Source organism: Klebsiella sp. R390 (genome assembly GCF_051131745.1).
GTDB lineage: Bacteria > Pseudomonadota > Gammaproteobacteria > Enterobacterales > Enterobacteriaceae > Klebsiella.
The window spans coordinates 1940830-1953976 of record NZ_CP180445.1 but is presented as its reverse complement, the minus strand read 5'-3'; the positions used below and the strand labels follow the sequence as shown (position 1 = coordinate 1953976).

Below are 13147 nucleotides of genomic sequence, written 5' to 3'. Positions count from 1 at the left end.
AAGTCCCTGACCTGCCTGGTACATGTCGCAAATTAACATGTCCGGCGTAACATGACTAAAGTACGTAATTGCGTTCTTGATGCACTTTCCATCAACGTCAACAACATCATTAGCTTGGTCGTGGGTACTTTCCCTCTGGACCCGACGGTGTCAAAAACGGCTGTTATCCTAACCATTTTAACAGCAATATAACAGGCTAAGAGAGGCTGAACACCCAATAAAACTACGCTTCGTTGACATATATCAAATTCAATTGTAGCACGTTAACAGTGTTGTGAAATCATCGTGTTGAAATGCTATTTATAGTCACAAATTTTACACGACTCAAATGGTTACGTTGGTAAATTAATAAATATACTGAACCTAATGCTTGTCCGAAGGTGCTGCGCTAAATTTCATTGGCAAACATATGGATAAATGCGTTCTGTTAACATACCTCGGGTCGTGGTTAGATGGAAATAGTTTAGGCTTTTTTAACGGTAATCAACGGCAATTTTAGTGATTTTTGTTGCAATTTTGTAAATTTTCGACGCGTAAAATGAGATGATTTTCATTTACGCGCCGTATGAGAGTAGAAGAGACCACAATGCGCATATCTATCATATTGGTGGCCCCGGCCAGGGCTGAAAATGTCGGCGCGGCGGCACGCGCGATGAAAACGATGGGCTTTAGCGACATGCGTATTGTCGACAGCGAAGCCCATCTGCAACCTGCGGCACGTTGGGTCGCACACGGTTCCGGCGATATTCTCGATAACATCAGCACCTACCCAACGCTTGAACAGGCATTGCATGATGTCGACTTCACCGTTGCGACGACGGCACGCAGTCGGGCGCGTTTCCATTACTACGCCACACCGCAGCAACTGCTGCCGTTGATGGAGGAAAAGGCGCAGTGGATGAACCATGCGGCGCTGGTATTCGGCCGCGAGGATTCCGGGCTGACCAACGATGAACTGGCGCTGGCGGATGTGCTGACCGGGGTGCCGATGGTGGCGGACTATCCGTCGCTTAACTTAGGGCAATCGGTGATGGTCTACTGCTATCAATTGACCACTTTGCTGCAGCAGGCGTCGGTCGTTCCCGCCAGTATCGATGATAATCAGCTCCAGGCATTACGCCTGCGGGCGCTCGACTTATTGACCCGACTGGGAGTTGCTGAGGACGTCAAACTGACCGACTGGCTGCAGCAGCGGATCGGGCTTTTGCAGCAGCGCGATACGGCAATGTTGCACCGATTACTGCATGATATTGAAAAAAACCTTCCAGAATAAAGCTCTGATATAAGTTTTGATTATGGTGATACATGCCGATCTGAAACGGTGAAAGTTGGCGGATCAGGATGTTTTATCAGGTCGTTGTGGCGCATTGCCCGGATGTGTCTGAAAGGGTGAAATGTAGAAATTCGTTGACTTAGACCGGCAGATACTTTAACCAATATAGGCAGGACACAGACAGATAACAATGACAGAGCACACAACATCCATGAAACGCATCAGCATGATGACAACCATTATCACCATCACCATTACCACAGGTAACGGTGCGGGCTGACGCGTAAAGGAAACAAAGAAAAAAGCCCGCACCTGAACAGTGCGGGCTTTTTTTTCGACAAAAAATCTAGGGGTAACAACCATGCGCGTGTTGAAGTTCGGCGGTACATCAGTGGCAAATGCAGAACGTTTTCTGCGGGTTGCCGATATTCTGGAGAGCAATGCCAGGCAGGGGCAGGTAGCAACCGTCCTGTCTGCCCCGGCGAAAATTACCAACCATCTGGTCGCGATGATCGAAAAAACCATCGGTGGTCAGGACGCGCTCACCAATATCTCCGACGCTGAACGCATTTTTGCTGAACTGCTGCAGGGCCTCGCCGACGCGCAGCCGGGGTTCCCGCTGGCACAGCTGAAAGGGTTTGTCGCCCAGGAATTTGCCCAGATTAAACATGTTCTGCATGGGATCAGCTTGCTCGGCCAGTGCCCGGATAGCGTTAATGCCGCGCTGATTTGCCGCGGTGAGAAGTTATCGATCGCCGTTATGGCGGGCCTGCTCGAAGCCCGTGGCCACAAAGTTACCGTGATCAACCCTGTCGAAAAACTGCTGGCTGTCGGTCATTACCTCGAATCTACCGTCGATATCGCGGAATCTACCCGTCGTATCACCGCCAGCCAGATCCCCTCTGACCACATGGTCCTGATGGCCGGGTTTACCGCTGGCAATGAGAAAGGCGAGCTGGTGGTGCTGGGGCGGAATGGCTCAGACTACTCTGCTGCCGTGCTGGCCGCCTGCCTGCGCGCTGACTGCTGCGAAATCTGGACCGATGTTGACGGGGTATATACCTGCGATCCGCGTCAGGTGCCCGACGCCCGTTTGCTGAAGTCGATGTCCTATCAGGAAGCGATGGAGCTGTCTTACTTCGGCGCGAAAGTGCTGCACCCGCGTACCATTGCCCCTATCGCTCAGTTCCAGATCCCGTGCCTTATCAAAAACACCGGCAATCCGCAGGCGCCGGGTACGCTGATAGGTGCCAGCGTCGATGAAGACGGTCTGCCTGTGAAAGGCATCTCCAACCTCAATAATATGGCGATGTTCAACGTCTCCGGTCCGGGGATGAAAGGCATGGTCGGCATGGCCGCCCGCGTCTTCGCAACGATGTCCCGCGCCGGGATCTCCGTGGTCCTGATTACCCAGTCCTCTTCTGAATACAGTATCAGCTTCTGCGTGCCGCAGAGTGACTGCGCACGTGCGAAACGGGTGATGGAAGAGGAGTTCTATCTGGAGCTGAAAGAAGGGCAGCTGGAGCCGCTGTCGATCATGGATCGTCTGGCGATTATCTCCGTTGTGGGTGACGGAATGCGTACGCTGCGCGGGATCTCCGCGAAGTTCTTCGCGGCGTTGGCTCGCGCGAATATCAATATCGTCGCGATTGCCCAAGGGTCGTCAGAGCGCTCGATTTCCGTGGTGGTCAGCAATGATGATGCCACCACCGGGGTGCGTGTGACCCACCAGATGCTGTTTAACACCGATCAGGTCATTGAGGTCTTTGTTATCGGCGTCGGCGGCGTTGGCGGCGCGCTGATTGAGCAAATCAAGCGCCAACAGGGCTGGCTGAAGAACAAACATATCGACCTGCGCGTTTGCGGCGTGGCCAATTCGCAGGCCTTGCTGACCAATGTACATGGCCTGAACCTTGAAAACTGGCGTGCGGAACTTGCTGAGGCGAAAGAGTCGCTGAATCTGGGCCGTTTGATTCGTCTGGTCAAAGAGTATCACCTGCTGAATCCGGTAATTGTCGATTGTACCTCCAGCCAGGCGGTTGCCGATCAATACGCCGACTTCCTGCGTGAAGGTTTCCACGTCGTCACGCCAAACAAAAAGGCCAATACGTCCTCGCTGGATTACTATCATCAGTTGCGTCATGCTGCCAGCAGCTCACGTCGCAAGTTCCTCTACGATACTAACGTGGGCGCGGGCTTGCCGGTCATTGAAAACCTGCAGAACCTGCTGAACGCCGGCGATGAACTGCTGCACTTTTCCGGCATTCTTTCTGGTTCGCTGTCGTTTATCTTCGGTAAGCTCGATGAGGGGATGAATCTCTCTGAAGCGACGGGGCTGGCGCGTGAGATGGGCTATACCGAACCCGATCCGCGTGACGATCTTTCTGGCGTCGACGTAGCCCGTAAGCTGCTGATCCTGGCCCGTGAGACGGGTCGTGAGCTGGAGCTGTCGGATATTGTCATTGAGCCGGTGTTGCCCGCGCAATTTGATGCCAGCGGCGACGTCGAGAGCTTTATGGCGCGTCTGCCTTTGCTCGATGACGAATTTGCCTCGCGCGTCGCCAAAGCGCGTGATGAAGGTAAAGTGTTGCGTTACGTCGGTAACATCGAAGAGGATGGCACCTGTCGGGTAAAAATTGCCGCGGTTGACGGTAACGACCCGCTGTTTAAAGTGAAGAACGGTGAGAACGCTCTGGCCTTTTACAGCCACTATTATCAGCCACTGCCGCTGGTGCTGCGCGGCTATGGTGCGGGTAACGATGTTACGGCGGCCGGTGTGTTTGCCGATCTGCTGCGCACCCTGTCATGGAAGTTAGGAGTTTAAGATGGTCAAAGTATATGCCCCGGCTTCCAGTGCCAATATGAGCGTCGGGTTTGATGTGCTGGGCGCGGCGGTAACGCCAGTCGATGGTACGCTGCTGGGGGATAACGTCTCGGTTGAGGCGGCAGAGCACTTCAGTTTGCAAAACGTTGGCCGCTTTGCCAGCAAGCTGCCTACCGCTCCGCAGGAGAACATTGTTTACCAGTGCTGGGAGCGCTTCTGCCAGGAGAACGGTAAAAAAGTACCGGTTTCGATGGTGCTGGAAAAAAACATGCCGATCGGTTCTGGCCTTGGTTCCAGCGCCTGCTCCGTCGTTGCCGCGCTGGTGGCGATGAATGAATTCTGCGGCAAGCCGCTGAATGAAACGCGCATGCTGGCGCTGATGGGCGAGATGGAAGGGCGTATTTCCGGCAGTATTCACTATGACAACGTCGCACCGTGCTACCTGGGCGGGATGCAGTTGATGATTGAAGAGAATGGCATCATCAGCCAGCAGGTTCCCGGTTTTGACGAATGGCTGTGGGTGCTGGCCTATCCGGGGATCAAAGTCTCGACGGCGGAAGCGCGTGCAATACTCCCGGCGCAGTATCGTCGCCAGGACTGTATCGCTCACGGTCGCCACCTGGCGGGCTTTATTCATGCCTGCTATACCCGCCAGCCGCAACTGGCAGCGAAATTGATGAAAGATGTGATTGCCGAACCGTATCGTACCAAACTGCTGCCGGGCTTCAGCGAAGCGCGACAGGCGGCGATGGAGATCGGCGCGCAGGCCTGCGGCATCTCTGGCTCAGGCCCAACGCTGTTTGCGTTGTGTGATAAGCCAGAAACCGCGCAACGCGTTGCCGACTGGCTGGCGACACATTATCTGCAGAATCAAGAAGGCTTCGTTCATATTTGCCGGCTGGACACGGCGGGCGCACGCGTAGTGGGATAACCAATGAAACTCTATAACTTAAAAGATCATAACGAACAGGTCAGCTTTGCGCAGGCCATCACGCAGGGGCTTGGCAAGCAACAGGGGCTGTTCTTCCCGCACGATCTGCCGGAATTTAGCCTGACTGACATCGACGACATGCTGGAGATGGATTTGGTCTCCCGCAGCGCCAAAATTCTCTCGGCGTTTATTGGCGATGAGATCCCGCAGGATGTGCTGAAAGCGCGTATCGCGGCGGCATTTACCTTCCCGGCACCGGTTAGCAAGGTGCAGGATGATATCGGCTGTCTGGAGCTGTTCCACGGTCCGACCCTGGCGTTTAAGGATTTCGGCGGCCGCTTTATGGCGCAGATGCTGACCCAAATCGCTGGCGACAAACCGGTTACCATTCTGACGGCAACCTCTGGTGATACCGGCGCTGCGGTTGCGCATGCATTTTACGGTCTGCCGAATGTGAAGGTTGTGATTCTCTATCCGCGCGGCAAGATCAGCCCGCTGCAGGAAAAACTGTTCTGCACCCTGGGCGGTAATATCGAAACCGTGGCCATCGATGGCGACTTCGATGCCTGCCAGGCGCTGGTGAAACAGGCCTTTGACGATGAAGAGCTGAAGCTGGCGCTGGGCTTAAATTCGGCGAACTCCATCAATATCAGCCGTCTGCTGGCGCAAATTTGCTACTACTTCGAAGCGGTGGCCCAACTGCCGCAGGACGCGCGCAACCAGCTGGTGATTTCGGTGCCGAGCGGTAACTTTGGTGACCTGACTGCCGGTCTGCTGGCGAAGTCATTAGGTCTGCCGATCAAACGCTTTATCGCGGCGACCAACGCCAATGACACGGTGCCACGCTTCCTGCAGGATGGTCAGTGGGCGCCAAAAGCAACGCAGGCGACGCTGTCCAACGCCATGGACGTCAGCCAGCCTAACAACTGGCCGCGCGTGGAAGAGCTGTTCCGTCGTAAAGTCTGGCGTCTCAATGAACTGGGCTACGCGGCGGTGGATGATGAAACCACGAAATCGACCATGCGTGAGCTGCAAGCCATTGGCTACACCTCGGAACCGCATGCGGCGATTGCCTACCGTGCACTGCGTGACCAGCTGCAACCGGGTGAATACGGTCTGTTCCTCGGCACCGCGCATCCGGCTAAGTTTAAGGAGAGCGTGGAAGAGATCCTGCAGGAGACGCTGCCGCTGCCGAAAGCGCTGGCCGACCGCGCTGATCTGCCGCTGCTGTCGCATAATCTGCCGGCTGATTTCGCCGCGCTGCGCCAGCTGATGATGGGCAAAGCATAACGGCGATTGTCGCTGTGCGATGTTCGCAAACCGGGCCTCAGCGCCCGGTTTTTTTATGGGCGAAAAAGGAGAAATTATGCAGATAAGCGGCAGAAAAAATGGATGAATGACCATTAAATGCCGACGCGCAAAGATTAGGATTGCGGAGAATAACGTGCGGTGTTGTACGAGGTTAATCTTTTGTTATCGCCCCTTCGAGGGGACCGTTAAGAAAGGGGAAACCTATGTCTACACTGAAGTCTGTGATCCTTGCGCTTTCGATGTCGCTGGTGGCTCCTGCTGTGGTTCACGCATCTGAAATTACGCTGGTACCAGCAATTAAACTGCAAATTGGCGATCGCGACAATCACGGAAACTACTGGGATGGCGGTCACTGGCGCGACCACGAATGGTGGGGTCGTCATTACGACTGGCGTGATAACCACTGGCGTCCGCATGACGATCGTCGCTATGACCACGATCGTCATGATGACCACGATCGCGGGCGCGGCCCGGATCGCGACTGGCGTCATCACTAATGCGCTCTCCCCGGCCTGCCGTTCGGTGGCCGGGGAGAGGATTAACGTTCGTGGCGCTTAAAGACTATCTCACCTGCGCCGGAAGCATCGGCATCATAGAAGTAACCTTCGCTGTCGAAGCGGGTAAGCTGCTCCGGATGGCTCAGGCGGTTCTCGATGATATAGCGGCTCATTAAACCGCGAGCCTTCTTCGCGTAGAAGCTGATCACTTTAAACTGGCCGTTTTTCTCATCGAGGAACACCGGCTTAATCAATGTACCCTGCAGCTGTTTTGTTTTTACCGACCTGAAGTATTCGTCAGAGGCCAGGTTAATCACGATGTCATCGCCCTGGGCTTGCAGCGCCTGATTCAGCGTATTGGTAATCACGTCCCCCCAGAACTGGTAGAGATCTTTGCCTTTGGCGTTCTCCAGTTTTATCCCCATTTCCAGGCGATAGGGCTGCATCAGATCCAGCGGGCGCAGCACGCCATACAAGCCGGAAAGCATGCGTAAATGTTGCTGGGCAAAATCAAAATCAGCTTCGCTGAGGGTTTCCGCCTGCAGCCCGGTGTAGACGTCACCTTTAAAAGCCAGAATCGCCTGACGGGCGTTTTTCGGCGTAAAGTCCGGGTGCCAGTCGTGAAAACGAGTGGCGTTGAGGTCCGCCAGCTTATCGCTGATACTCATCAGCTTGCCGATCTGTGGTGCAGAGAGCTGGCGCGCGATGCCAATCAGCTGCTGGGAGTATTCCAGCAGTTCAGGCTGCGTGTAGCGCGATGTCGCCAGCGGGCTTTGGTAATCGAGCGTTTTTGCCGGTGAAATAAGAATCAGCATATCCAGTCCTTGCAGGTGTTTTATCCGTGACTTTAACAAAAAAAGGTCACGGAGGGATCGATAGCTGCGATTGCCGCATTATTCATGCGGCAGGTCATTCCAGGTGCCGGGCGCCAGCTGCTGATTGATTTCCGGGTACCGCGTGGCGTCAAAAGTCGGCTGTACGCCCAGTCGCCGCTGGCGGAGATAGTCGCCAGCGAGGATCCGCACCGTGGGTGATAGCAGTAAAATAGCGGTCAGGTTAGTGATGGCCATCAGCGCCATGATGGTATCCGCCAGCTGCCAGACGACCGGTAAACCGACCAGCGTGCCGCTGAGGACCATCAGTATGGTGACTATTCGCAGCACCCAGATATGGCAGGGGCGGTTAAGGCGCAGAAAGATAAGGTTATTTTCGGCGTAAATATAGTTTGCTACGATCGAACTGAAGGCGAAAAACAAAACGATGATTGCCACAAAACCCGCACCGCCGCTGCCGACAATGCCGGTCATGGCGTGCTGTATCGCCTGAATGCCGTGGGTGCTATTTTCCACCTCTGACGGCGGGGCCAGCATAATAATCACCGCGCTGGCGGTACAGATGACGATAGTATCGATGAAGACGCCGATCATCTGCACGATCCCCTGGGCCGCCGGATGCGGTGGCCATGAAGCGGCGGCGGCTGCAGCGTTAGGGGTCGAGCCCATCCCGGCTTCGTTCGAGAACATACCGCGCTGAAAACCGCTGGTGAGCGCCTGGCTGATGGTGTACCCCACCGCGCCGGCGGCGGCTTCCTGCCAACCGAATGCGCAACGGAAGATGGTGTCGAAAATAGCCGGCAGCGCCGTGATATGCCACAGTCCAATGAGCAGGCTGGCGGCAACCCAGAGCAGGGCCATCAGCGGCACAATCCACTGCATCAGCCGCGCCACGCCTCGTATACCGCGCATTATCACCAGTAGCGTCAGCACAGCGAGCGCCCCTCCGGTCAGTACAGAAGGCAGTCCGAAGGCATAGGACATGGCATGGGCGACCGAGTTGGCCTGCACGGTATTAAAAATAACGGCATAGGCCAACAGCAGCAGAATAGAGAACATCACCCCCATCCAGCGCATTCCCAGGCCTCGGGACATATACCAGGCCGGGCCTCCACGGAATTGCCCCTGCGCATCGCGCTCTTTATAGAGCTGGGCGAGGGAGCATTCGGCAAAGCTGCTGGCCATGCCGAGCAGGGCGGAAACCCACATCCAGAAAATGGCACCGGGCCCGCCCGCCGAGATAGCCAGCGCCACGCCGACCAGGTTACCGCTGCCGACGCGGGCGGCGAGGCTGGTACACAGGGCCTGAAAAGCGGTCAGTCCATCGGGTTGTGGCAGGAGGCTCTTTTTTAGACTTTTCCCAAACTGGCGGACATAGCGAAACTGCACGTATTTCGTTTGCCAGGTAAACCAAATGCCGGCGCCCAGTAACAGATAAATCATTACCGAGCCCCAGAGTATTTCGTTGATAAAAGAGAAAAAGTCAGGCATCAATTATCCTCTTGTCCATGCAGGCCCGCTAATGTAAGCGTTACCATTTTAGTGACAATCCCTTAGCATTCAGAGAATTAATTTATCCAGTTTATCACACTCTGCGCTCTTGCATGGTCCGCTGTTGCGCTGAAGATGCAGCGTGTTATCATCTTGGCAGACCGGTTACATCCCCTTAACTGCTGTTTAAGAGAAACACTATCATGACGGATAAATTGACCTCTCTGCGTCAGTACACCACTGTCGTAGCTGATACCGGAGATATTGCGGCAATGAAGCTGTATCAGCCTCAGGATGCCACAACTAACCCTTCTTTGATTCTCGGCGCGGCTCAGATCCCTGAGTACCGTAAGCTGATTGATGACGCTGTCGTATGGGCTCGTAGCCAGAGCAGCGATCGCGCGCAGCAGATTATCGATGCTTCCGATAAGCTGGCGGTGAACATTGGTCTCGAAATTCTTAAGCTGATTCCAGGCCGTATTTCGACTGAAGTTGATGCGCGTCTTTCCTATGACACGCAGGCTTCTATCGCCAAAGCGAAACGCATCATCAAGCTGTACAACGACGCAGGCATCGGTAACGATCGCATTCTGATTAAACTGGCTTCTACCTGGCAGGGCATCTGTGCCGCCGAGCAGCTGGAAAAAGAAGGAATCAACTGTAACCTGACGCTGCTGTTCTCCTTCGCTCAGGCTCGCGCTTGTGCGGAAGCAGGTGTATTCCTGATCTCTCCGTTTGTTGGCCGTATCCTCGACTGGTACAAAGCAAACACGGATAAGAAAGAGTACGCGCCGGCTGAAGATCCGGGCGTGGTGTCCGTCAGTGAAATCTACGAATACTACAAGCAGCACGGTTATGAAACCGTGGTGATGGGTGCAAGCTTCCGTAACGTCGGCGAAATCCTTGAGCTGGCTGGTTGCGACCGCCTGACCATCGCACCGGCTCTGCTGAAAGAGCTGGCAGAAAGCGAAGGCGCTATCGAGCGTAAACTGACGTTCAGCGGCGAAGTGAAAGCACGCCCGGAACGCATCACCGAATCCCAGTTCCTGTGGCAGCACAACCAGGATCCGATGGCGGTAGACAAACTGGCGGAAGGTATCCGTAAGTTTGCAATCGACCAGGAAAAACTGGAAAAAATGATCGGCGATCTGCTGTAATCATTGCGGCGTGACCGGGCTCCCGGTCACGCTACTTCTTTTGAGCCCTGTCTGTATTTCCTTCCAGCGTGTATCATTCCGTCTAATTGCACAGTTTGAACGGAATAACGATGAATACCTTACGAATCGGCTTAGTTTCCATCTCCGATCGCGCCTCCAGCGGCGTCTATCAGGATAAAGGCATCCCGGCACTGGAAGAGTGGCTGGCGCGTGCGCTGACGACCCCCTTTGAGCTGGAGACCCGCTTAATCCCTGATGAACAGGTGATTATTGAACAGACGCTGTGTGAACTGGTTGATGAGATGGGCTGCCATCTGGTGTTAACCACCGGCGGGACCGGTCCTGCCAGACGCGACGTCACGCCGGATGCGACGCTGGCTATTGCCGATCGCGTTATGCCTGGTTTTGGCGAGCAAATGCGCCAGGTTAGCCTACACTTTGTGCCAACGGCGATCCTTTCTCGTCAGGTGGGCGTGATCCGCAAGCAGGCGCTGATTTTGAATCTACCAGGCCAGCCAAAAGCCATTCAGGAAACGCTTGAAGGCGTCAAAGATGCCGAGGGCAAGGTTCTGGTGCATGGGGTTTTCGCAAGTGTACCTTATTGTGTACAGCTACTTGAAGGGCCATATGTCGAGACAGACGGCGATGTTGTAGCGGCTTTTCGCCCTAAAAGCGCAAGACGCGAAACTTTATCCTGAATTTAATACTTTCCTGACATAACCTGCATTGTCAGTGGTGTGCCGTTTTATTTACGATATAGTGTTTTTTACTTTACACATTGCGTGATAACTCTACACACCTCTGGATGAACTGCTCGTTATGTCACAACATACCCGACCTCTGAATCGACAGGATTATAAAACGCTGACGCTGGCTGCATTGGGTGGCGCGCTGGAGTTTTATGACTTCATTATCTTCGTCTTCTTCGCCGCCGTTGTCGGCGAACTGTTTTTCCCGGCTGATATTCCAGAATGGCTGCGCCAGGTTCAGACGTTCGGCATTTTTGCCGCCGGCTATCTGGCTCGTCCGTTAGGCGGGATTATCATGGCCCACTTTGGCGATCTGGTCGGGCGCAAAAAAATGTTCACCCTGAGCATTCTGCTGATGGCATTGCCGACGCTGGCGATTGGCCTGCTGCCGACCTATGCGTCGATCGGGCTTGCGGCACCGTTACTGCTGTTACTGATGCGTCTGCTGCAAGGGGCGGCCATTGGTGGTGAGGTGCCTGGCGCCTGGGTGTTTGTTGCCGAACACGTTCCGGAAAAACGGATTGGCATCGCCTGCGGTACCCTGACTGCCGGTCTGACGGTCGGTATTCTGTTGGGTTCGGTGGTGGCCACCCTGATAAATACCAGCATGACGCCACAGGGCGTTCACGATGGCGGCTGGCGTATTCCTTTCCTGCTGGGCGGCGTGTTTGGCCTGGTCGCGATGTATTTACGCCGCTGGCTACAGGAGACGCCGATCTTCCTTGAGATGCAGCAGCGTAAAGCGTTAGCGCAGGAATTGCCGGTTAAATCGGTGGTGCTGAAGCATCAGAAAGCGGTGGTGGTTTCCATGCTGCTGACCTGGCTGTTATCCGCCGGTATCGTGGTGGTGATTCTGATGTCACCGGTGTGGCTGCAAAAACATTACGGCTATGCGCCGGCGATAACCCTACAGGCCAACAGCATTGCGACGATTATGCTGTGTTTCGGCTGCCTGCTGGCGGGGCTGGCGGCAGATCGTTTCGGGGCCAGCCGCACGTTCATTGTCGGCAGCCTGTTACTGGCGGCTTCCAGTTGGGCGTTCTACCACCTTTCAGGAGACAGTCCCGAGCAGCTGTTCCTGCTGTATGGCACGGTGGGATTGTGCGTTGGCGTAGTGGGGGCGGTGCCTTACGTGATGGTTCGGGCCTTCCCGGCAGAAGTGCGTTTTACCGGTATCTCTTTCTCTTATAACGTCTCTTACGCGATCTTTGGTGGCCTGACGCCAATTGCGGTCACCATGTTAATGGGGGTCTCGCCGATGGCTCCTGCCTGGTACGTACTGGCGCTGTCGCTGATGGGGTTAGGGTTGGGGATCTGGCTGCGTCAGGGAAAGTATCGTGATGTGGCGGCAAAAGGCGCTGAGGTGCCGAACTAGCCTTAACCCGTGATAACCCTCGTCCCACCGGGACGAGGGTATGTGCTATCAGTGAGGTGCGCCGATAGGCAGTACGGTGCGACCAAACTGCTCGTTCAGGACTTCCCCCATCGCCAGATAAATAGCGCTACCGCCGCAGACTAAACCAATCCAGCCCGCGATTTTTACGATGCCTTCGTTATCAGCCAGGTGACCGATTGCCAGCAGTGCAAACAGTACGGTCAGGCTCAGGAACACGAACTGCAGCATACGTGCAGCTTTCAGCGTGCCGAAGAACATAAACAGGGTAAAGACGCCCCACAGTCCGAGATACATGCCCAGGAAGTGCGCATTCGGCGTTTCTGCCAGGCCCATTTTCGGCATCAGGAGAATGGCAACCAACGTCAGCCAGAAGGCGCCGTAGGAAGTAAAAGCCGTTAAACCAAAGGTATTGCCTTTTTTAAATTCCAGCAGGCCTGCGAAAATCTGCGCAATGCCGCCGTAAAAAATGCCCATCGCCAGGATAGCTACATCAAACGCGAACAGGCCGCTATTTGCCAGGTTAAGCAGAATAGTGGTCATGCCGAAACCCATAAGGCCCAGCGGTGCCGGATTAGCCAACTTAGTGTTGCCCATAATTCCTCAAAATAATGATTAGAAAGGGAAGCATTACCCCGCGACTCGGTGGCGGGGCGCGGCATAATAATGAGGCGCGGGATAACTGTCT

The 13147-nt window shown here is 54.9% G+C and carries 13 protein-coding genes and 1 other annotated feature; of the genes, 10 read left to right on the top strand and 3 right to left on the bottom strand.

Annotated elements, in window-relative coordinates; all coding sequences use genetic code 11:
• Positions 1–51: 51 nt before the first annotated feature.
• From yjjY to ACMYSP_RS09045, 7 genes are all read left to right on the top strand, one after another.
• Entirely contained in the window at positions 52–192 is a 141-nt protein-coding gene (gene yjjY, locus ACMYSP_RS09075) for a protein YjjY (RefSeq protein WP_049268126.1), read from the top strand.
• Positions 193–586: 394 nt separating this feature from the next.
• Positions 587–1273: a tRNA/rRNA methyltransferase gene (locus ACMYSP_RS09070; protein ID WP_434586425.1), complete on the top strand. Its 687-nt coding sequence runs from the start codon at positions 587–589 to the stop codon at positions 1271–1273.
• 211 nt (positions 1274–1484) lie between these two features.
• Complete coding sequence (gene thrL / locus ACMYSP_RS09065) at positions 1485–1553, top strand: thr operon leader peptide (RefSeq protein ID WP_071824685.1); 69 nt, start codon at positions 1485–1487, stop codon at positions 1551–1553.
• Positions 1492–1609, top strand: a sequence feature (Thr leader region). Its footprint overlaps the gene before it by 62 nt.
• A gap of 25 nt (positions 1610–1634) precedes the next feature.
• A complete protein-coding gene (gene thrA / locus ACMYSP_RS09060) occupies positions 1635–4097 on the top strand; it encodes a bifunctional aspartate kinase/homoserine dehydrogenase I (RefSeq protein ID WP_434586424.1) in 2463 nt (820 codons plus the stop codon).
• Position 4098: 1 nt separating this feature from the next.
• On the top strand, positions 4099–5028 hold the full coding sequence (thrB, locus tag ACMYSP_RS09055) for a homoserine kinase (RefSeq protein ID WP_434586423.1): 930 nt from the start codon (positions 4099–4101) through the stop codon (positions 5026–5028).
• Between the two features lie 3 nt (positions 5029–5031).
• Complete coding sequence (gene thrC, locus ACMYSP_RS09050) at positions 5032–6318, top strand: threonine synthase (protein WP_434586422.1); 1287 nt, start codon at positions 5032–5034, stop codon at positions 6316–6318.
• Positions 6319–6542: 224 nt separating this feature from the next.
• Positions 6543–6836 carry a DUF2502 domain-containing protein gene (locus ACMYSP_RS09045; RefSeq protein WP_434586421.1) on the top strand — a complete coding sequence of 98 codons (294 nt, stop codon included), beginning with the start codon at positions 6543–6545 and terminating at the stop codon, positions 6834–6836.
• A 41-nt stretch (positions 6837–6877) separates the two neighbouring features.
• Here the strand turns inward: ACMYSP_RS09045 and yaaA are convergent, their stop codons facing one another.
• Complete coding sequence (gene yaaA, locus ACMYSP_RS09040) at positions 6878–7651, bottom strand: peroxide stress protein YaaA (protein ID WP_434586420.1); 774 nt, start codon at positions 7649–7651, stop codon at positions 6878–6880.
• Between the two features lie 78 nt (positions 7652–7729).
• Positions 7730–9160, bottom strand: a complete 1431-nt coding sequence (locus ACMYSP_RS09035; protein WP_434586419.1) for an alanine/glycine:cation symporter family protein — start codon at positions 9158–9160, stop codon at positions 7730–7732.
• A 203-nt stretch (positions 9161–9363) separates the two neighbouring features.
• Between ACMYSP_RS09035 and tal the strand changes: the two genes are divergently transcribed.
• The 3 genes from tal to ACMYSP_RS09020 all read left to right on the top strand — a co-directional run bounded on the left by tal (position 9364) and on the right by ACMYSP_RS09020 (position 12441).
• Positions 9364–10317 carry a transaldolase gene (tal, locus tag ACMYSP_RS09030; RefSeq protein ID WP_123757579.1) on the top strand — a complete coding sequence of 318 codons (954 nt, stop codon included), beginning with the start codon at positions 9364–9366 and terminating at the stop codon, positions 10315–10317.
• Positions 10318–10427: 110 nt separating this feature from the next.
• Positions 10428–11015, top strand: coding sequence for a molybdopterin adenylyltransferase (gene mog / locus ACMYSP_RS09025; protein ID WP_123757578.1), 588 nt, complete (start codon positions 10428–10430; stop codon positions 11013–11015).
• Positions 11016–11136: 121 nt separating this feature from the next.
• Positions 11137–12441 carry an MFS transporter gene (locus tag ACMYSP_RS09020; protein WP_434586418.1) on the top strand — a complete coding sequence of 435 codons (1305 nt, stop codon included), beginning with the start codon at positions 11137–11139 and terminating at the stop codon, positions 12439–12441.
• Between the two features lie 48 nt (positions 12442–12489).
• On the opposite strand, the gene satP is transcribed toward ACMYSP_RS09020, so the two are convergent.
• On the bottom strand, positions 12490–13056 hold the full coding sequence (satP, locus tag ACMYSP_RS09015; protein WP_434586417.1) for an acetate uptake transporter: 567 nt from the start codon (positions 13054–13056) through the stop codon (positions 12490–12492).
• Positions 13057–13147: the final 91 nt, after the last annotated feature.